The sequence below is a fragment of the Tenacibaculum sp. M341 genome (genome assembly GCF_004337695.1).
Lineage (GTDB): Bacteria > Bacteroidota > Bacteroidia > Flavobacteriales > Flavobacteriaceae > Polaribacter.
The window spans coordinates 1-22,108 of sequence record NZ_SJXJ01000010.1 but is presented as its reverse complement, the minus strand read 5'-3'; the positions used below and the strand labels follow the sequence as shown (position 1 = coordinate 22,108).

Genomic DNA, 22,108 nt, shown 5'->3' with positions numbered 1-22,108 from the left:
TTTTACTTATTAAATAATCTTTTGTTTTTCTCTTCTTCCTGCTGCATTATCTCTTTAATCTTTCGTTCTTCCCAACTTTTAGAAACTACATTGCCCACACCAAAAACTCCTAACCAATGAAAAAACACTCCTATTCCCCAAAAAATCCATGTAGAATATACTCCAAAATCGTTAATTACCTCAAAAAAAGACTCGGTACCATCGTGCATTTTCCCGAATATGATAATGCTACTTAAAAAAATATTCACAAGTATGTACACGATAAAATGAGCATAAAACCCTTTTATTTCTTTCACTCTTTTTTTTGCCTTTAAGTAACGCTGTTCTTCTGTAAATTTATTTTCCATCATTGTAATTTTTATCCATTAACTCTTTTATTTTTCGTTCTTCCCAATCCTTACCAAACAAAGCTCCGTTAAAAGTTACAAATGCGTGAATTCCTATAGCTACTCCCCAACCTAAAACTGAAAACCAAAACCAGTGAAAGTATGGAGATACCAATAAATTTACAGTAATAATAAGTGGTGTATTTAAAAGAAAAACTGCCAAATGAACGTAGAATCCTTTTATTTCTTTTACTCGTTTTTTAGCTTTTAAATAACGTTGCTCTACTATATATTTATTTTCCATCATTGTAATTTTTATTCATTAATTCTTTTACTTTTCTCTCTTCCCAATCTTTTCCCAGAAAGATTTTATACCATTCAAACACTTGAAAAATGTGTGATAACAATCCCATTCCCCAGCCTAATGCTGAAAACCAAAACCAATGAAAATGAGGAGTAAACTTTAGATTGACATAAATCAGCATAGAAACAACTAGTAAATAAACTACAATGTGTGCGTAAACTGATTTTATTGCTTTTACTTTTTTAACAGCTCTAAAATAACGAGCTTCATGTACACTATTCACATTCATCTTTTCTAAAATTTATCCTTATCCATTAACTCTTTAATCTTACGCTCTTCCCAATCTTTACCTAAAAACACACTGTAATTGTATACTTCTAATCCGTGAAACAACACTCCTATTCCCCATCCTAAAACAGGAAAATAAAACCAATGAAACTGAGGTGAAAAACGTAAATTGATAAATATAAATACAGGTACAAAAATGATATATGTAATTAAGTTCTGATAAAACTCTTTCATTTTTTCAACCTTTTCTACGGCTTTTATATAACTATTATTTTCAAAATTATCTGACGATGCTTTCATGATGTTTTCTATACTTTGTAACAGTGGTAAACTCACTGTAAATGTTCTACTATTATTTTCTATACGAACTACTCTATTCGATATCAATCCGTACCTATCTGCTATATTTTGTAAACCTACTTTGGTACTTTTACCTCCAATAGCTTCTTTATAATTGATATTATTTTTAATTTTTAAGAAACCTTCTTCTTCATAAATTACTATTTTCAAAGGCTTTGAACTTGACACTACATTATGTTTTACAGCATTTTCTAACAATAATTGTAAAGACAATGGCACTATTTTTACTTCTTTGTTACTAATAACTTCTGGTAATTCAAACTCTAACGCATCTTCAAAACGCATTTGTAACAATTCCATATAAGTTTTTGCAAACTTCAACTCCTCAGAAATAGGAACCAATTCTTTATTTCTTTGCTCTAATACATATCGATAAACTTTAGACAACTTAGTCGTAAATCGTTCTGCTTGATACGGATTTTCACTTATTAATGAAGTCAACACATTTAAACTATTGAATAAAAAATGAGGATCTATTTGGCTTTTTAAAGTTTCAAATTTTGCTGTTTCAGTTTTTGCTACAATTTGTTGTTGTTTCGTTTCTTGACTTGCAGCCTTTTTCCAATTGAACATAAAATCACGAGCATGTAAAAAAGCAGATACTCCAAAAGAAAATTGAATCCAAAATAAGTGTACCCAAATCATACTTCTTTCAAAGAAACTAGCCGGATCAGCTCCTTGAATTTTAATAAACAGAATATAGTTGATTCCTAGTATTACTGGAATGGTATATACAACTGTAAAGATAATTCCTGCCCAAACTCGTTGATTCGTTTCTTTAATCCAGTCCCATTTAGTACTTAAATAATCATTAACAATACCTTGAATTAAAGCAAGCACAAACGTGTACATTGCTGAAACCCCGAGAGAAATCAAAAGAAGTTTCATAGTATACTCTCCTCCTATTAACCAAAAGAAAAAACCAAAACCGACCATTAACTTTAATGTGTGAGTTATTTCTTTTTGAAAATATTTCCTTGAAAAAAGAATCTCTTTTGATTTCATATATATTGTTTTATCTATAATTATCTGTAAAGATTATTCAGTCTATTTGTTTAAATAATTCTATAATCTGATCTCTAAAGATACATCTTTATCAGATACAGTAAACTTTGCATCTTCATACCTTGGTGGTCCAAAATTCATCACATTATTTGATGCTCCATAAGGTTCTTTAGGCATACCATTCGATTCAAAATCCATGGTTCCATTTTCATTTTTATCATGAAAACAGGTAATTGCATACTCTCCCGCTGGTACATTTTTAAAAGTAATTACACTCTTTCCATCTTTTATTCCGCTTTCTTCTGCTTGAATTGGCTTACTCACTAAAAAAGTAGTTTTATTATGAAGTGCATATTTTATTGTTCCTTTATTTCCTTTAGGATTACTTACAGTTACTGTTATATTTTGTGCTTGAACAGCTCCACAAACGGCTAGTACAAAAAATAAAAAGGTATTTATAGTTTTCATATTATGAACGATTTTAAAATTAATTACACTACAAATCTGCAACAGAAAAAGAGTTTTTTAAACTTTAAATTACCGAACTGTATTTTTTTTATGATGAAATGTGTTTTTTAGTGATCAATAATCAATCCCCTGTTATCAATATGATTATTAAGTATCTTTAACTAAACATCGCCTCTTTCTTTTCTCTTTCAATTATAAAATAGTATTAAGTACAAACTACCTATAAGATGAACTAAATGTTATTTTTTCAAAAAAATGTTTTTTGTTTTCTTTTTTTTTATACTTTAGCCACATGCATACAAACAATAAGACAAATCAAATTACAGTACGACGACGTCCCAATGGACGACGCTAATACATTCTTACACAAAGAATAACTGAATTTGAATTATCTTATTTATCACTTAAATGCAAACTAACAATCACTCTTTTTTACCATACAGTTTTTCTATCTTAAATGATAGCATTACTCGCGTACGCCGCTTCTTTCCGCGCCCCTTAGGGCTATAATATCTATTTGGAACCTAGGTGAGTCCGGTTCTTCTTTCCAAAACCAAAAAAACAATTCAATAAAAAACATCAAGATCAAGATAATGGAAATCATTATTGCAGATATATCACATAGTATTTATGCAGAAGAGATTTGCACTACCATAGAAAATGCTGCTAAAGTTAGAGGTACTGGTATTGCAAAAAGAAAACCTGAATATGTTATTTCTAAAATGCAACAAGGCAATGCAGTTATTGCGTTAGAAAGCAACAAATTTGCTGGTTTTTGTTACATCGAATCATGGAGTCATGGAAAATTTGTAGCTAACTCAGGGTTAATTGTACACCCAGATTTTAGAGGAATAGGATTATCAAAAAAAATAAAAAAGAAAATTTTTGAACATTCTAGAGCTAAATTTCCTGAAGCCAAAATATTTAGTATTACAACTGGTTTAGCCGTTATGAAATTAAATAGTGATTTAGGCTACAAACCTGTTACTTTCTCTGAACTTACTACAGATCAAACCTTTTGGAATGGTTGTAAAACCTGTGTAAACTATGATGTTTTACAAAGAACAAATCAGAAAATGTGTTTATGTACTGGAATGTTATATGATCCAGTAACTGAAAATAAAACGCAACCTCAGAAAAAAATTAAAGAAAAAACTTTCAATAGGTTGAAAAGTATAAAACAACATTTATTCTTAAAAAAAGAGAAAAAATGAACAAATTAGTATTAGCCTACAGCGGCGGATTAGACACATCTTATTGTGCAGTGCATTTATCTAAAGACAAAAATTTTGAAGTGTATGCAGTAAGTGTAAATACAGGCGGATTTACATCAGAAGAAATAAAATCAATAGAAAGCAAAGCTTATCAATTAGGTGTAAAAACCTATCAAAATATAAACGCTATTTCTAATTACTATCAAAAAGTAATTAAGTATTTAATTTATGGAAATGTATTAAAAAACAATACCTATCCTCTATCAGTAAGTGCAGAAAGAATTATTCAAGCCATAGAAATTATTGAATATGCTAAAAGTATTGGTGCAAATTATATTGCACATGGAAGTACTGGTGCCGGTAACGACCAAGTTCGTTTCGATTTAATATTCAACACCCTGGCTCCAGATATTAAAATCATTACACCAATTAGAGATCAAAAGTTAAGTAGACAACAAGAAATTGAATACTTAAAAAACCATGGAGTAGATTTAGCTTGGGAGAAGGCAAAATATTCTGTTAATAAAGGCTTATGGGGAACTAGTGTTGGTGGTGATGAAACTCTTACTTCTCATTTAGCTTTACCAGAAGAAGCTTATCCTTCTCAGCTAGAAGAAACAACAGAAACAACTATTAAAATTTCATTTAAAAATGGTGAGCCTATTGCTTTAAACGGAAATGAAAACACACCTGAAAATGTTATTGAGGAATTAAATAATATTGCTTCAAAATATGCAATTGGTAGAGATATTCATGTGGGAGATACTATTTTAGGTATTAAAGGAAGAGTTGGTTTTGAAGCTGCTGCGGCTATTATTTTAATAAAAGCTCATCATTTATTAGAAAAATACACCCTTACTAAATGGCAACTGCAACATAAGGATTATATAGCAAATTGGTATGGAACACATTTACATGAAGGTTTGTACTTAGATCCTGTGATGAGAGATTTAGAAGCAATGCTTAACAGTAGTCAAAAACAAGTTACCGGAGATGTATTTGTTACATTAAAACCTTACCATTTTACTTTAAACGGAATTGAATCTAAAAACGATTTATTACAATCGAAATTTGGAAGCTATGGAGAAATGAATAATGCATGGACAGCGGAAGATGCTAAAGGATTCATAAATATATACGGAAACCAAACAAAAATATTTCAAAATACAAATGGCTATGATTAAAGCAGGAATAATAGGCGGTGCAGGATATACAGCTGGTGAGTTAATTAGAATTTTATTACATCACACAAAAGTGAATATCGATTTTGTATTTAGTACTTCTAATGCTGGAAATAAAATTAGTGCTGTACATCAAGATTTAGTTGGATCAACTGAACAACATTTTACCGATACTGTAAATTCAAATGTAGATGTATTGTTTTTGTGTTTAGGTCATGGTAATTCGGGTAAATTTCTTTCTGAACATCAGTTTTCTAATAGAACAAAAATTATTGATCTGAGTAACGAGTTTAGGTTGACAAATGATGCCGTTTTTCAAGGAAAAGAATTTGTATATGGTTTACCAGAAGTTTATAAAGAACATATTCAAAAGGCAAACTATATTGCTAACCCTGGGTGTTTTGCTACCGCTATACAACTAGCTATTGCTCCGTTAGCACATCATAAATTAATAAAAAATAATATTCATGTAAATGCAGTAACGGGTGCTACTGGTGCAGGTACTAGTTTATCAAAAACGACTCACTTTACTTGGAGAGATAACAATTTTTCATATTACAAACCTTTTGTACATCAACATTTAGGAGAAATTAATCAGACAATAAAACAATTACAATCTGATTATTCTAATGAGGTTTTCTTTATGCCAAACAGAGGTAATTTCTCTAGAGGAATTTTTGCTACAGCTTATACTGAATTCAAAGGTACTCAAGAAGAAGCATTGCAATTATTCAGTAATTTTTATAAAGATGCTGCTTTTACACATGTAAGTGAACAACCGTTACATTTAAAACAAGTAGTAAACACCAATAAATGTTTGATTCATGTACACAAACATGGTAATCAATTATTAATTACAAGTTGTATAGACAACCTATTAAAAGGAGCCTCTGGACAAGCAGTGCAAAATATGAATCTACAATTTGGTTTTGAAGAAACTGAAGGATTACAATTAAAAGCTAATTTTTTCTAAAAAACAATACCATGAAAATAGCCATCATAGGAACAGGAAATTTAGGAACCTCCATAGCAAAAGGATTACTAACCAATAATGCAGTTACTACATTGTATTTAACAAAAAGGAATGTCTCAGAAATTCAAAATTTTGAAACATACAATAATGTAACCATTACCAATAGTAACGAAGAAGCTATTAAAAATTCTGATATTCTAATTTTTGCAGTGCAACCCAAACATTTAGAAGCTATTTTATTAGAAAACAAAAATTTGCTTACCAAAAACCATGTTTTAATTTCTACAATTACTGGTTTTTCCATTGAGAAAATTGAGACAATTACAGGTAAAGATCAATCTATTATTAGAGCTATGCCTAATACTGCTATAGCTGTGAGTAAATCAATGACTTGTTTGTGTGCCAATAATCAAGGGACTAAGCAAATTGAAACAGCAAAAGCTATTTTTAATCAATTAGGCAATGCTATGGTTATTTCTGAAAACTTAATGCAATCTGCAACCGTAGTTTGTGCTAGCGGGATTGCTTTTTGGATGCGATTGATAAGAGCTACAACTCAAGCTGCAATTCAGTTAGGATTTGATGCTAAAGAAGCACAAGAATTAGCCATGTTTACCAGCGAAGGTGCTGCAAACTTATTAATTCAATCTGGTAATCACCCAGAAGAAGAAATTGACAAAGTTACCACTCCAAAAGGTTGTACGATAGAAGGTTTAAATGAAATGGAACACAAAGGTTTAAGCTCTTCTTTAATTCAAGGTATGGTAGCTTCATACAATAAAATTAACACCATCAAAAAAGAACAAATATGAGTTTATTTAATGTATATCCGTTATTTGATATTACTCCAGTAAAGGCGGAAGATGTATATGTGTATGATGAAAATAATACTCAGTATTTAGATTTATACGGAGGTCATGCAGTGATATCTATTGGACATTCACACCCAACCTATGTCAATAAATTAAAAAACCAATTAGAAAATATTGGTTTTTATAGCAATTCAATTCAAAATCCTTTACAAAAAGAACTTGCAGAAAAATTAAGCGAACTATCTGGATGCAAATATTATGAATTGTTTTTATGTAACTCTGGAGCAGAAGCGAATGAAAACGCTATTAAACTAGCTTCATTTCATACTCAAAAACATAAAATTGTTGCTTTTAAAAACGGTTTTCATGGTAGAACCTCAGCTGCTGTAGCCGCAACAGATAATCCTAAAATTGTTGCTCCAGTAAATGCTCAACAACAAGTTGAATTTATTGAGTATGGTGATATTGATGCACTTGCTGAAATACTTTCTAAAGGAGAAGTATGTGCTATTATTACTGAAATTATTCAAGGTGTTGGTGGACTCGATGAAGCTACCACTGATTTTTATAAATCTGTAGATACACTTTGTAAAAAGTTTGGTGCTTTACTTATTGCAGATGAAGTACAATCTGGTTTTGGTAGAACAGGTGATTTCTTTGCTTTTCAAAAACATGAAATAGAACCTGACATCATTTCAATGGCTAAAGGAATGGGAAATGGTTTTCCTGTTGGAGGAATTCTAATTCATCCAAAAATTAAAGCTTCTTACGGATTGCTAGGTACTACTTTTGGTGGCAATCATTTGGCTTGTACTGCTTCTTTAGCCGTTTTAGAAACTATTGAGAAAGACAATTTATTAGACAATGTAACAAAAGTATCAGAGTACTTTATTAAAAGTATTGCTGAAATATCTGAAATAAAAAATATCAAAGGTCGTGGATTAATGCTTGGGTTAGAGTTTGATTTTCCTATTGCTGAATTACGTAAAGATTTAATTTACAACTATCATGTTTTTACTGGAAGTGCTAAGAATCCTAATTTACTACGGATTCTTCCTTCATTAACCGTTAAAAAAGAACATATAGATATGTTTATTAATTCATTAAAAAAAGCATTAAAGAATGTCACTTCGAGCACAGTCGAGAAGTAAAAAACTCAAAAGTCATGAAAAAATATACAGACATACATGATATTAAAAATATAAATGAAACCATAAAGGAAGCTATTGAAATAAAAAAGGCTCCTTTTAATTATAAAAACTTAGGTACTAACAAAACACTAGTGATGCTATTTTTTAATGCTAGTTTAAGAACTAGACTTAGCACTGAAAAAGCAGCTAAAAATTTAGGAATGGATGTTATTTGCCTTCAAATTAACAATTCATGGAATTTAGAATTTGACGATGGTACTATTATGAATCTGAATACTTCTGAACATATTAAAGAAGCCGCTAAAGTAATTGCTCAATATGCTGATATTATTGCTGTAAGAGCTTTCCCAACACTTTCTGATAAAGATAAAGACAATGCAGAAATTATTATTGAAAGTTTTTCTAAATATGCTAAAATTCCTGTTGTAAATTTAGAAAGTTCAACAGCTCATCCGTTGCAAGCATTAGCAGATGCTATTACTATTAATGAGTTTTCTGCTAAAGCAAAACCAAAAGTAGTATTATCATGGGCACCACACCCCAAGGCTTTGCCTCAATCTGTAGCAAATTCATTTGTAACTATGATGCAAGAGTTACCTGTAGATCTTACCATAACACATCCTGAAGGTTATGAACTGAATACCGATATTACTAAAAATAGTACCGTTAGTTATAACCAAGAAGAAGCTTTAAAAGATGCTGACTTTGTATATGTAAAGAATTGGAGTTCTTATAGTAACTACGGAAAAATTCTAAGTCAAGATAACAATTGGATGATTACTCAAAAGAAATTAAACAACGCTAAATTTATGCATTGTTTACCTGTTAGAAGAAATGTAGTGGTAGAAGATGCGGTTCTAGATTCTGAAAATTCTATTGTAATTAATCAGGCGAATAATAGAACGTATGCGGCACAAATAGTGTTAAAAAAGATTTTGGAAAATTTAAATGGTTAGGCTGGAAGTCTGTAGTTAGAAGCTCGAAGTTTTATAATACTTAAACTTTGTACTATACACTCACATCCAAAAATAAATATATGGAAACATTAAAAATCATAAAAATTGGTGGAAACATTATTAATAATGATGAATTACTGAATGATTTTCTTTCTGATTTTGCCCAACTATCATCTCCTAAAATTTTAGTGCACGGTGGTGGAAAATCGGCTTCTGAACTTTCTAAAAAAATGGGAATTGAACCTAAAATGATTCATGGTAGAAGAGTTACAGATGCTGATACTCTGGAAATAATTACTATGGTATACGGAGGGAAAATCAATAAAAATGTAGTAGCTAAATTACAAGCTAAAAATTGTAATTCTGTTGGTTTTTCAGGAGCTGATGGCAACACAATTGTATCTGTAAAAAGACCTGTGAAAGATATTGATTACGGATTTGCTGGTGATATTGTAAAAGTAAATACTGATGTTTTAGAAATACTACTACCCAATAACATTACCCCAGTTTTTTGTGCGATCACCCATAACAAACACGGACAACTACTAAACACCAACGCAGATACAATTGCTGCCGAACTAGCTGTAGCCTTATCTGAAAAGTATAATGTATCACTATACTATTGTTTCGAAAAAAATGGTGTTTTAGAAGATATTAACAATGAGAACTCTGTAATTGAGCGGATTAACTCTTCAATATTTAATGATTTAAAAAATAACGGAATTATTAACGAAGGCATGCTTCCTAAAATTCATAATTGCTTAGCGGCTATTGAAAAAGGAGTTAAAAGTGTTCATATAGGATCACCTACTATGCCTTTTAATGCAAGAGAAAAATGTACAACGTTTCAACAATAATGACACAAAAAGAACTTACATATAGTGCTATCGATTTACTAAAACAACTAATAGAAACTCCTTCTTTTTCTTCAGAAGAAGATAAAACAGGCGATTTATTAGAAAATTGGTGTAATGTACATCGAATCAAGTACAACAGAACTAAAAATAATATTTGGGCTACTAATAAATATTTTGATGAAAGTAAACCAACTATTCTACTAAACTCTCATCATGATACGGTATACCCAAATAACGGATACACAAAAGATCCTTTTAAAGCAATTGTAGAAGATGGTAAGTTATATGGTTTGGGTAGTAATGATGCTGGTGGATGCTTAGTATCGTTACTTGCTACTTTTTCATATTTCTACAATCAAGAAAACTTAAAATATAATATCGTTTTTGTTGGTTCTGCTGAAGAGGAAAGTAGTGGTCCTGATGGTTTAAACAGTATGCTTTCTATCATACCAAATATTGATGTTGCTATAGTAGGTGAACCTACTCAAATGCAATTAGCTATTGCTGAAAAAGGGTTGATTGTTTTTGATGCCAAAGTAAAAGGAACACCAAGTCATGCAGCACATCCAAATACTGACAATCCAATTTATAATTCAATTGAAGTATTGGAATGGTTTAAAAATTATCAATTTCCAAAAACTTCAGAAGTGTTAGGTGATGTTAAAATGACAGTAACACAAATTAATGCTGGAAAACAACATAATGCGGTACCTTCTGCTGTTGATTTAGTAGTTGATGTTCGTGTAAATGACAAGTATACAAATCAAGAAATTGCCGATATTTTAAATGAAGAAGCTCCATGTGAAATGACACCTAGAAGTTTACGATTGAATTCTTCTTCTATTGACAAAAATCATGAATTAATTCAATCTGGAATTGCTATAGGTAGACAAACATACGGCTCTCCTACCCTTTCAGATCAATCGGTATTAAGTTGTCAATCTGTAAAATTAGGTCCTGGAGATAGTACTCGTTCTCATACCGCTGATGAATTCATTTACATTGATGAAATTAAAGAAGGGATTGATATTTATATTAAAATACTTTCTGCAATTATTAATTATCACTGATCAATAAATAATGAAATAAATAATAATTAAAAGTATACCTAAAAATTAATAACCGATAATTGATAAATGATCACTGTTTATTGATCACTGATAATTGAAACCATGAAACTCTGGAAAAAACAATTCGATTTAGATAAAGCCATAGAAAATTTCACTGTTGGTAACGATAGAGAAATTGATATACACATAGCAAAATATGACGTGATTGCTTCAAAAGCACATGCAAAAATGTTAGCTTCTGTACATATTATTTCAAATGAAGAAGCTGAAAATTTAATTAAAGAATTAAATCATTTACTTCTACAAATAGAAAACAATCAATTTAATATTGAAAATGATTTTGAAGATGTACATTCAAAAATAGAATATGAACTCACCAAAAAACTAGGCGATACTGGAAAGAAAATTCATACTGCAAGATCAAGAAACGATCAGGTTTTAGTGGCTTTACAACTCTATTATAAAAATGAATTACAAGTAATTATTAAAAAAGTAAAAACGTTATTTAATACTCTAATTCAGTTAGCAGAAATACATCAAGAAAAATTATTACCAGGATACACACACTTACAAGTAGCAATGCCTTCTTCATTCGGATTATGGTTTTCTGCCTATGCTGAAACTTTAATTGATGATGTAGATTTATTAAAGGCTACCTTAAAAATTGTAGATCAAAATCCGTTAGGTTCAGCAGCAGGTTATGGTAGCTCCTTCCCTATTGATAGAGGTTTTACAACAAAAGAACTTGAATTTTCTACTCTAAAATATAATGTAGTCGCTGCACAAATGGCTAGAGGAAAAAATGAAAGGATATTAGCTAGTTCATTAGGGAATTTAGCCAATACACTAAGTAAATTCTCTATGGATATTTGTTTGTATATGAGTCAGAATTTTGGTTTTATTTCTTTTCCTGATGAATTAACGACTGGAAGTAGTATTATGCCTCACAAAAAAAATCCTGATGTATTTGAACTCATCAGAGGAAAGTGTAATCAAATTCAAGCCATTCAAACCGAAATGCTTTTAATTAGCAATAATTTACCTAGTGGATATCATAGAGATTTTCAATTATTAAAAGAAAACACCATCAAAGCTATTGAAAATACAAAGACTATTCTGGACATTTTTAATTATAGCATTCAACAAATAATTGTAAAAGATGTAAATATTAACAATGAAAAATATAAATATCTTTTTACTGTAGACAATATTAATAGCTTGGTTACAGAAGGTATGCCTTTTAGAGAAGCGTATTTAAAAATTAGTAATGAGGTAGAAAATAAAACCTACTCTCCTGACACTTCAAAAAAACATACACATATTGGAAGTATTGATAATTTGAGCTTAGAGGAAATTAAGAGGAAAATCGAATAATAATCTTTATAACCTGACATTGATTAACCTCCAAAAACTAAAACAACACATTACTCTGAACAACTTCTCGACTGCGCTCGAAGAGACAGAGAAAATTCCTTTTTAATACTGTAAACTAAATCACTGCATACTACTAACTAAAAAAATTATTATAAATGCTTTTGTCAGATCGAGCGCAGTCGAGATCTTTGTTAACCAACCTTAAAAACAACTTATTTTAAACACTTATAAAACAATTAAGATTAATATCCCAACTATTTGAAATTTTATAGAAAGGATGGTTTCACTACTAGAAAAACGAATAGTCTTCTAATTATACTTAAATTTACATTTTAGTCTAAAAATGATTAGTGAATGAAAAAAAAAGTAATCTATGGTTTTTCTGGAGACCCTATAACCAAAGGACATATTGATGTTATTGAACGTGCATTGGCTGTTTTTGGTGAATTAATTGTAGGAATTGGAATGAACCCTGCTAAAAAATATTTTCTTTCTTTAGAGGAAAGAAGAATACTTGCAGAAGAATCTTTAAAAAGTTATGAAAATATAAAAGTTATTTCATTTAGAGGACTACTTGTAGACTATGCTTACGAAAACGGTATTAATACTGTTATAAGAGGAATTCGTAATAATGAAGATCTTAATTACGAAGTTATGCTCTATCAAATAGGGAAAAGTCAACAATTAAATATTGATACTATTTTCTTTCCCTCAAGTCAAGAGTTATCTCATATTAGCTCAGGTGCTTCAAAAGCTTTACAATTAGAACAAGGATTAATTCACGAATATGTTCCGCTTTGTGTAAAACAAAAATTAGAGCAAAAACTTTCAAAACAATACATAATTAGTATTACTGGTTTAATCGGTAGTGGTAAATCTTTCATTAGCAACAAACTCTTAGAAATTGCTTCCTATTCAAATATAGAAGCTTATGTAGTTGATATCGATAAAATAGGACACCAAATTCTAGGTAGTCTTGAACAACCTCTATATGTTGAGTTACGAAATAAAATAGCTAATACCTTTGGAAAAGAGTTATTACTAAGTGATGGTTTTATTGACAGAAAACAACTAGGGAAAATACTATTTAGCAATAAACAGCTTTTGGATGAATTTAATTTATTAATATACAAACCACTTCTTCTTAGATTAAGAAGAGAAATTTATGGTAAAAAAGGTTTGATTATACTTGACTCTGCCTTAATAGCGGAATCTGAAATGGGATATTTGTCTAACAATAATATTGTTCTTGTTGATGTTGATAAAGAATCTCAAAATAAAAGATTAAACAACAGAGGTTATACTACTGAACAAATTGAAAATAGATTGAATAGTCAATATACTTTTGAGTTAAAAGAAAAAATGATTTCCGATAGTATAGCTAGAGATAATCACGGAATTATCTGGAAAATAAATAATTCTAGTGATGAAAATGATGAACAAATTAAAGAGCTATTCTCAAATATTATTCAAACTTTAAATATTAAAACGGAAGATTTATAAAAACAAAAAGTATTGTACTACTTTTTGGCTTCATATTACTAAATGAAAATACTTCACACCGCCGATTGGCATTTAGGACATAGATTACACGAACAATCTCAAGTAGAAGAACAAAACTTGTTTTTACATTGGATTGAAAATTATATCATTGATCATAAAATTGATGTCTTACTGATATCAGGAGATGTTTTTGATACAGGATCGCCTTCCAATCAAAGTTTAGAAATGTATTATAATTTTTTGGTAAAATTAAAAGCCACTTCCTGTAAATCGATTATCATTACTGGAGGTAATCATGATTCACCAGGAACATTAAATGCACCGAAACATATCCTAGATGCACTTTCTATAAAAGTTGTAGGAAAAGCTACTGATGATGTAGCTGATGAAGTTTTTAAAGTAGATATCAATAACGAAACTGTAATAGTAGGTGCTGTTCCTTATTTACGTGACGGAGATATTAGACGCGCAGTTGCAGGTGAAACATTTGAAGAACTGACTGATAAATACAAAACAGCCTTAATCAACCATTACAAAGCTGTCTCAGAACAATGTGAATTAGTAAATACGACCAATGCTCCAGTAATTGCTATGGGACATTTATTTGCAACAGGAGGTTCTATTTCTGATAGTGAACAGAATATCTATGTAGGTACTTTAGGTCATATTGGTGCCGAAGATTTTCCTGATTATTTCGATTATGTAGCGTTGGGGCATTTACACAGACCTCAAATTGTTGGTGGAAATGATAAAATTCGATATTCAGGGTCTCCCAATGTATTAAGTTTTAGTGAAATTGGTTACGATAAAAAAATACTTGTACTAACAGTAGAAAACAGTAAAATAACCAATGTATCGGATGAAACAATTCCTTGTTTTAGATCTTTTTACAAATTAAAAGGTACGATAAATGAATGTATTGAAAAATTCCCTACAATTACTTCAAATACATACGAACTAACTCCTTGGGTTGAAATTGTCTTAAAAGAAGATAATAATATCAATATTGATGTTTTAAAAAAAGCAGCCGAAAATTACTCTTTTGAAATTTTAAAAACTTCTTTAAAAAACAGACGTCAAACAAAAGGTATTGAAGAATTGTTAGAAAATACAAAATCCATAAAAGAATTGGTTCCTGAAGAAGTGTTTAAAATGAAGTGTCAAGAAATGAGTTACGATTTAGAGAAAAATCCAGCTGTTTTAGATGCTTTTAATGAAATTTTACACACTGTTAAAAATCAATAAGGTATACTTTATATGAAAATTTTAAAAATAACGCTCCAAAATATAAATTCATTAAAATCGAACGTACCTATTGTTATTGATTTTGAAAATGACCAATTTAAAGATGTTGGTTTATATGCCATAACTGGTTCTACAGGAGCTGGAAAAACAACGATTTTAGATGCTATTACCATTGCTCTTTATCATAATGTACCTAGATTTAATGGTACAAAAGCAACCTTAACTGATGTAGTAAGCCATGGAGCAAAAGAAGCATTTAGCGCAGTTACTTTTGAAAATAACAATACGATTTATGAAGGTTATTGGGGAATTAGACTTGCCAATAAATCAGGAGTACTTCTAAAAAATCCTATTGAAAAAGTAAGTTTAAAAAACCTATCGACACAAAAAACCTTAGCAGATCAAAAACGAAAATATCTTGAGGTTGTCGAGAAGGTAACACAGTTAGATTATACACAGTTTTTACGTTCTGTTATGTTGGCACAGGGAGACTTTGCTTCTTTTCTAACAGCTAAAGGTCCGGAAAAAGGAAAACTGTTAGAACAAATCACAGGTGAACAGATTTATAAAAAAATTGGACAAAGTATTTTAGAACGAAAATCTAAAGAAGAAAACATATTAAAAGAGCTTCAATCTACCATTAATTCAGCAGATGTTTTAAATGATGAAGCTAAAAACGAATTAATTGCTAAAGACAAATCACTAGATACCCATCTTACAGAGATAGAGAAAAAAATAAAGGCAACTCAATTAATCGTTGATTGGTATATCAAACAAAATAAATTAAATGAAGAAGCTAAAGAGTTAGATGAAAAATCTGAAAAAATAGAGGCTTTCATTAAAAAACGTAAAACTGAATTAGATGCCTTAGCATTACATGAAAAAGCGATGCCTTTTAAAGAAACCATTGACAACTTTAATAGGGCAGAAAAAAGTAAAAATGATCAAATAAATCAATTAAAATTAATTGATGCTAGTTTAATTACTCTAAAACCAAAGATTGAATCTTTAGAAAAACAAGTAATAGTAAGTACTAAAGAATTAGAATTAGCAAATAAAGAGTTTAATGACTGGTTACCAAAATTTGATATCATTACCAAGTTAGATAACTCTCTGAAAATAGAGCTTGAAAACAAACAAAAAACGAGCTTACAACTTAAAGAAGTAACTACTAAAATTAAAAACTGTAAAGTAGAACAAAAAGATTTCATTGAAAAGATCAAAGAAAACAAAGAAGCAATTAAAAAATCAGAATTGTTTTTAAAAGAAAATGCCTTCTTAAAAGAAGTTACTTTAGAAATTTCATCATGGACCAAAGATTTAACTACCTTAAAAGTTGATACAAAGTCTCTAAAAGAAGATGAAAATACTATTTCATCAAAAAAGAAAGAGATTGAAAAAACTAATGCACTTTTAAAAGATGAAACGTCGCTTTTAAATCAAAAAACAACTGCTCTAAAAAAAATAGAAAAAGAATATGATGATGTTTCAGAAAAACTTCAAAAAAATAATATCACTGATCTTTTAAATCAAAAAAAGACATTCACAAAAAAAGAAGCTAACTGGACACAGTTTAAAAATCTTTCCATTCAAACTATAAATGCTCAAAAAGAGTATTCAGATATATTAGAAAAAAAGAAAACGAAAGAAAATAATTTAAAAGGTATTATTAATCAATTACAAATTGTTCAAAAAGATCTTACTAATCAAGAAAAAGCGGTATCTGATGCCACTAAAATTTTAGATTTAGAAAAAAGTATTGCGAAATATGAAACAGACCGACAACATTTAGTAAAAGGAGAACCTTGTGGATTATGTGGTGCTACAGAACACCCGTATGCTGATAACTTGAAAGTGATAAATATTTCCAAGGCAGAGGAAGAATTACTAAATCGACAAAAAAGGTTGAAAGAAATTACAAATCAAAAAAGTGATTTAGATAAAAATGAAGTTGCATTAAATACCGCTATTAAAGGGTTTAATACACAACTTAAAACTATTGAAAATGAATTGATTTCTTTTAAAACAAGTGCTACTCCCCTTTCAATAGACTGTGAATTAACAGATAGTTCTAAAATAACATCTGAATTAACACAGATAAGTAAACAAATTTCTAGGATAGATGATTCTTTGAAAGTTACTCAAAATTTGCAAAAAACAAAAAATGAATTATCAGAAACTATAAAAACTCAAAAAACAACTATAAATACGTTAAACACCTCTCTTGCAACTTACAAAGAAAAGATTAAGAATATAGAAAAAGATATTGTTGCTATTCAAAAAACAATTGACTCTTTAACCAAATCATGTAGTGAATTAGAAAAAGATTTAACTACCAAATTAGCTAAATTTAAATACGAACTACCAGCTATTTCAAATGTAGATTCTTTCATTAAAGAAATAGAAGCAGCTATTTTACAATTTAATCAAAACCAAAAAGTATCGGATCAGTTAAAAGCTAATGATAAGTTATTTAACAGTAAACTAGAAAATACAGATAAGCAATTAGAAACATACTACACCTCTGAAAAAGAATATCTACTAAGTATTAAAAATAGTGATAAAACATTTGCTGACTTACAAACTAAACGTAGCACTATTTTACCATTAAACACAAGTGTAGAAAATAAAAGAGCGACTTTAAATACCAATAAAAATAAATTAACCGAACAGCTTGATGGTATACAAAAAGAATTGCAAAAACAACTGAAAATTAAAACAGAAAAAGACACTTTAAAAACACAAAACTTAGAGGATCAAAAAAAGTTAACCAAAGAATTAAATACTTTAAAAACATCACTTAATGCGTTAATACTAAATAGTGATTTTGAAAACAAAGAAACAATTGAAAAAGCATTATTAGATAAGGAAACAGTTCTGAAATATAATGATACAAAGGAAAGTATTAAAAGAAATCAGCTTAAAATAAAAGCTTTAAAAGAGGAAAATGTAAAAGAAATAAAGAAATTAAACGAGACTAAAAAATTTGAACTCACTCAAACAGAAAGTACCTCTACTTTAGAAAATTTAAATACCGAAAAGAAAAACAATCTAACAGAAAAAGGTAAAATACAAGAAGCTTTTAGAAAAGATAAAGAAATTAGAGATCGAAACAAGAATATTTATAAAAAAATAGATGCACAAGAAAGTATCTGTACCGTATGGAGAGATTTATTCAGAGTAATAGGAAACTCTAAAGATTCTTTTAATGTATATGTACAGCGATTAACTTTAAAACATTTACTAGATCTGGCCAATGTTCATTTATATAAATTAAATAAGCGATATTCTTTAAAAATGGAAGACAATTACAAACCAAAAGAAGAGCTTAATTTTAGTTTAATTGATCATTATCAAACAGATCAAGTAAGATTAGTAGATACGTCAAGCGGGGGCGAAAAGTTTATTATTAGTTTAGCTTTAGCCTTAGGCTTATCAGATTTAGCTAGTAAAAATGTTAGAATTGATTCTCTTTTTATTGATGAAGGCTTTGGAACACTCGATAAAAACTCTTTAGAAGTAGTGATAGCTACTTTAGAAACACTGCAATCGCAGGGTAAAATGATAGGAATCATATCTCATGTAGAAAACTTAAAGGAACGTATTTCAACTCAAATTAAAATTACTAAAAAAAGTAATGGTGTGAGTGCCGTACATATTGTTTAAATAGATTTTTTGTGAGTCTGTTAAGATAGCAATAGATGTAAAGAAATTTTAATTTTTAGGAAAGACTGAAAGAAAACTTACTTAAAGGTTTAAGTAAGTTTTTTAATTGAGTTAGAAGACAGATAAAATAAGCAAAACTGACATCTTAAAGAAATACATTTTTATCAAAATAACAGATTAATTTTATTAAAAATGAAAATTAAAACATTTCACGTTGTTAATTTCGTAACAATTATTAACCTATTATTTTTTTAATTATGTTTAAATTCTCCCGATTATTATTTACTATGATCCTTTCATTAGTAATAATCACCCCTATTTTTTCTCAAAAGTTTGATCCAGGCTCTGGTAAAACTTTAATGCTGATTGGTCAAACCTTTCAAAATGAATATGAAGGTTATAAATCTGGTACAGGTTTAACTCCTGCCGGATCCTCTCATTATGCAACCTTTTTCTTAGGACAAATTGAACAAGGTGACGATGACCCAAATGCTGTATTTTTAGATCATGTAAGAAATACACAAGAAGATCCATATGCTTTAGTTGCTTTAAGTTTTAAAGATAATACTGATGCAGGTGGCTATGGACAAATGATAGATGATAGCAAACCTTTAAACACCAATGCTGTTTGGGATGCTCTATCTGATGTTAATTCTGGTAAATGGAACAAGGAAATTGACAACTTTTCTGACCTTATGAAAAACAGACCAGACACAAAATTCTATATCCGAATTGGTTATGAAGTTAGCTTACTTTTATTTGCTTATAATAACAATCAACAATATGTAGTAGACTGGTTAACTGAACAAGCTGAAAACGGTGTTAATGTATTTGACAATCCTGATACTATTAGTGAACTAGACAGACAACAATATATAAACGCTTATAATTATGTGGCTAATAGAATTCGTAATGTAAACGGTGTTACTAATGTTGATTTTGTATACCATCCTGTTAGAGGTTTAAATGATACAAAATGGTTATATCCTGGTAGTGAGTTTGTAGATTGGGTAGCCTTTTCTGTTTTTAATAACGACGTTTGTATTGAGGTAAACGGAACTAAAAATTGTGAAGGTTCAACTATTGATCCTAGCTTACAATCTAGTATTGATTTTGCTAAAGAAAAAGGACATCCAATTATGATTGCTGAGGCTGCTGCCCAAGCACCAGCTACAGCTACACCTTCTGAATTTAATAATTATTTAAATCTGTTAGATAAAGTTGTAAAAGATAATGATGTAAGAGTATTAGCCTATATTAATTCTAAATGGCCAATTCATGGTTGGGGACCTGAATGGGGAGACTCTAGAGTTGAAATTAACAATAGCGTTAGAACTAATTGGTTAAATAAATTCAGAAATAGTTCAAGGTATATTCATGCATCGGGAAGCACTACGCCACCTCCTTCACCGACTTGTACTGATGGAATTCAAAATGGAAATGAAACTGGTGTAGATTGCGGCGGTAACTGTGATCCTTGTGACACTACAACCCCACCTGATTCAGACTGTTCTGGTGATTGTCCTGATGGATACGAATTATTTGCCTGTGGACAATGTTGGGTGAACGAACAGCAAGCTCAATCTGCAGGTTGTACTGAAACTTGTAGTGATACCTCTACTCCAACTTGTAACGATGGAATTCAAAACGGAGATGAAACCGGCATAGACTGTGGTGGATCATGTCCTTATACTTGTGACACTTCTGAACTTCCAACATGTAATGATGGAGAACAAAACGGAGATGAAACTGGAATTGATTGTGGTGGTTCATGCGCAAATACTTGCGAACCAACTTCTGGTTTAAACGCTAAATTATTGCCTCCAAACGATCAAATCTTATTAACTGTTGGTCAAGATTTAAAAACTGTTGCTGAGTATCAAAGCTCTAATTTATATCCAACTATGGGAGGTGTAACTCAATATGTTGCTTTCTATAGTTTGTTAAGTCCTTCTAATCCACAATACGGTGCTTTAGGTGAAAATCCAAGCGGAACACCAACGGGTATTGATATTAATTGGGGAGCAGGTCCTTTAAATAGTCATAGTGGTGCTGTTGGTTTCCCTAACTCTAGTTTATCAATAGGAATGAGTATTGCAGAAGGTAATGAATCTGAAACATGGTGTGCTGGCTGTCTAAATCAAATGGGAAATGGTGTTTGGGATGATAATATTAAACGATTTGCAAAATTTGCAAAAGATCATAGTGACATTGCTATATATTTAAGATTAGGATTCGAATTTGATGGAGCTTGGAACAGATATAATAGTGGTCAGTTTAAAAGAGCTTGGAGACGTTTTGTTGATGTTATGAGAGCTGAAGGTGTTACCAATGTTGCTTATGTATGGCAAGCAAGTGCATCTCCTGTTGATGATTTAATTGATCAAAGAAGAGAAAATATTGAAGATTTTTGGCCTGGTGATAATTATGTTGATTGGCTTGGGTATTCTTGGTTTTTAACTCCAGATAGAGTATATCAAAGAAATGGATATCAAGCTGCAACCCAAAGACAATTAGCTGATGAAGTTATCAATTTAGCTAGATTAAAAAACAAACCTGTTAAACTTTCTGAAACTTCTCCTCAAGGTTATGATTTAAGTGCTGGTAGTAAATGTAACATCGGATTTATAGATGGGACTGCTAATTCAGGATGCCAAAACAAATCTTCTAATCAAATTTGGAATGAGTGGTATGCGCCAATGTTTGATTACGTATATGCTAACAAAGATGTTATTAGAGCTGTAGACTATATTAATGTTAATTGGGATGAAGATACTTCTAAATTCGGACCTGGAAGTGGATATGCTGAAGGTTACTGGGGAGATGCAAGAGTGCAATCAAATACAGGAATTTCTTCTAGATGGAATACAGAAATTAATAAATCTGTTTGGTTACACGGAAGTGCTAACTTAAATGCAATGCTATTAGGTAAAGTTTCTGCTAGATTAAGTACAAAAACGGTTAACTTTAATAATGATTTTATTCTTTATCCAAACCCTGCTAAAAATATTATCAATATAAAGGGATTGTCTGAAAATTCACCAATCAAAATTTATGATGTAAATGGTAGAGAAATGATGAGTACTAAAAAGAGTTCTATTAAAGTAGATGGTTTTGAAACTGGTGTTTATTTTATAAAAACTAAAAAGGGAGTCAAAACATTCATCAAGAAAAATTAATTTTTTAATATTTAAAATTAACGCCTCTGGAGTTTTCTTCAGAGGCTTTTTCATTGAAGTCATCTTGACTTTTTTTGAGAAAAAATTAAGGGTTGTAGATATTTGTGTTGCGAAACATAAAAACACAACCCTATGTACCAAGTACTAAGCAAAGATATGATAGAATTAGAAATAGT

Annotated in this window: 18 protein-coding genes; 13 read left to right on the top strand and 5 right to left on the bottom strand. The window is 30.1% G+C overall.

Going from position 1 to position 22,108, the window contains the following annotated elements; translation table 11 throughout:
* Window positions 1-2: 2 nt before the first annotated feature.
* The 5 genes from EYW44_RS12615 to EYW44_RS12595 are packed head-to-tail and all read right to left on the bottom strand — an operon-like array spanning window position 3 to window position 2,751.
* Complete coding sequence (locus tag EYW44_RS12615; RefSeq protein ID WP_132724025.1) at window positions 3-347, bottom strand: 2TM domain-containing protein; 345 nt, start codon at window positions 345-347, stop codon at window positions 3-5.
* Window positions 337-630, bottom strand: coding sequence for a 2TM domain-containing protein (locus EYW44_RS12610; protein WP_132724024.1), 294 nt, complete (start codon window positions 628-630; stop codon window positions 337-339). The genes EYW44_RS12615 and EYW44_RS12610 overlap by 11 nt, the downstream gene beginning before the upstream one ends.
* Window positions 620-919, bottom strand: coding sequence for a 2TM domain-containing protein (locus EYW44_RS12605; RefSeq protein ID WP_132724023.1), 300 nt, complete (start codon window positions 917-919; stop codon window positions 620-622). The genes EYW44_RS12610 and EYW44_RS12605 overlap by 11 nt, the downstream gene beginning before the upstream one ends.
* A 5-nt stretch (window positions 920-924) precedes the next feature.
* Entirely contained in the window at window positions 925-2,283 is a 1,359-nt protein-coding gene (locus EYW44_RS12600; protein ID WP_132724022.1) for a 2TM domain-containing protein, read from the bottom strand.
* 60 nt (window positions 2,284-2,343) lie between these two features.
* Window positions 2,344-2,751: a DUF2141 domain-containing protein gene (locus EYW44_RS12595; RefSeq protein ID WP_132724021.1), complete on the bottom strand. Its 408-nt coding sequence runs from the start codon at window positions 2,749-2,751 to the stop codon at window positions 2,344-2,346.
* A 593-nt stretch (window positions 2,752-3,344) separates the two neighbouring features.
* Between EYW44_RS12595 and EYW44_RS12590 the strand changes: the two genes are divergently transcribed.
* The 13 genes from EYW44_RS12590 (at window position 3,345) to EYW44_RS12530 (ending at window position 21,932) form a co-directional block, all read left to right on the top strand.
* A complete protein-coding gene (locus tag EYW44_RS12590; RefSeq protein ID WP_132724020.1) occupies window positions 3,345-3,965 on the top strand; it encodes a GNAT family N-acetyltransferase in 621 nt (206 codons plus the stop codon).
* Window positions 3,962-5,149, top strand: coding sequence for an argininosuccinate synthase (gene argG / locus EYW44_RS12585; protein ID WP_132724019.1), 1,188 nt, complete (start codon window positions 3,962-3,964; stop codon window positions 5,147-5,149). The genes EYW44_RS12590 and argG overlap by 4 nt, the downstream gene beginning before the upstream one ends.
* Window positions 5,142-6,119 carry an N-acetyl-gamma-glutamyl-phosphate reductase gene (gene argC, locus EYW44_RS12580; RefSeq protein ID WP_132724018.1) on the top strand — a complete coding sequence of 326 codons (978 nt, stop codon included), beginning with the start codon at window positions 5,142-5,144 and terminating at the stop codon, window positions 6,117-6,119. Before argG ends, argC begins: the two co-directional genes overlap by 8 nt.
* A gap of 11 nt (window positions 6,120-6,130) precedes the next feature.
* Entirely contained in the window at window positions 6,131-6,931 is an 801-nt protein-coding gene (gene proC / locus EYW44_RS12575) for a pyrroline-5-carboxylate reductase (protein WP_132724017.1), read from the top strand.
* Window positions 6,928-8,082 (top strand): aspartate aminotransferase family protein, encoded by a 1,155-nt coding sequence (locus tag EYW44_RS12570; RefSeq protein WP_132724016.1) that lies wholly within the window; start codon window positions 6,928-6,930, stop codon window positions 8,080-8,082. The genes proC and EYW44_RS12570 overlap by 4 nt, the downstream gene beginning before the upstream one ends.
* A gap of 14 nt (window positions 8,083-8,096) precedes the next feature.
* A complete protein-coding gene (locus EYW44_RS12565) occupies window positions 8,097-9,038 on the top strand; it encodes an acetylornithine carbamoyltransferase (protein ID WP_132724015.1) in 942 nt (313 codons plus the stop codon).
* Window positions 9,039-9,118: 80 nt separating this feature from the next.
* Complete coding sequence (argB, locus tag EYW44_RS12560; protein ID WP_132724014.1) at window positions 9,119-9,895, top strand: acetylglutamate kinase; 777 nt, start codon at window positions 9,119-9,121, stop codon at window positions 9,893-9,895.
* Window positions 9,874-10,965 (top strand): M20 family metallo-hydrolase, encoded by a 1,092-nt coding sequence (locus tag EYW44_RS12555; protein ID WP_373681065.1) that lies wholly within the window; start codon window positions 9,874-9,876, stop codon window positions 10,963-10,965. Before argB ends, EYW44_RS12555 begins: the two co-directional genes overlap by 22 nt.
* Before the next feature lie 102 nt (window positions 10,966-11,067).
* The gene (argH, locus tag EYW44_RS12550; RefSeq protein ID WP_132724013.1) at window positions 11,068-12,339 is read left to right on the top strand and encodes an argininosuccinate lyase; all 1,272 of its coding nucleotides are present in this window, start codon (window positions 11,068-11,070) and stop codon (window positions 12,337-12,339) included.
* Between the two features lie 354 nt (window positions 12,340-12,693).
* Window positions 12,694-13,842 carry a pantetheine-phosphate adenylyltransferase gene (gene coaD / locus EYW44_RS12545; RefSeq protein WP_132724012.1) on the top strand — a complete coding sequence of 383 codons (1,149 nt, stop codon included), beginning with the start codon at window positions 12,694-12,696 and terminating at the stop codon, window positions 13,840-13,842.
* 42 nt (window positions 13,843-13,884) lie between these two features.
* Complete coding sequence (locus EYW44_RS12540; protein ID WP_132724011.1) at window positions 13,885-15,087, top strand: exonuclease SbcCD subunit D C-terminal domain-containing protein; 1,203 nt, start codon at window positions 13,885-13,887, stop codon at window positions 15,085-15,087.
* A gap of 12 nt (window positions 15,088-15,099) precedes the next feature.
* Window positions 15,100-18,753 carry an AAA family ATPase gene (locus EYW44_RS12535; protein WP_132724010.1) on the top strand — a complete coding sequence of 1,218 codons (3,654 nt, stop codon included), beginning with the start codon at window positions 15,100-15,102 and terminating at the stop codon, window positions 18,751-18,753.
* Window positions 18,754-19,040: 287 nt separating this feature from the next.
* Window positions 19,041-21,932 (top strand): glycosyl hydrolase, encoded by a 2,892-nt coding sequence (locus EYW44_RS12530; RefSeq protein ID WP_165872219.1) that lies wholly within the window; start codon window positions 19,041-19,043, stop codon window positions 21,930-21,932.
* Window positions 21,933-22,108: the final 176 nt, after the last annotated feature.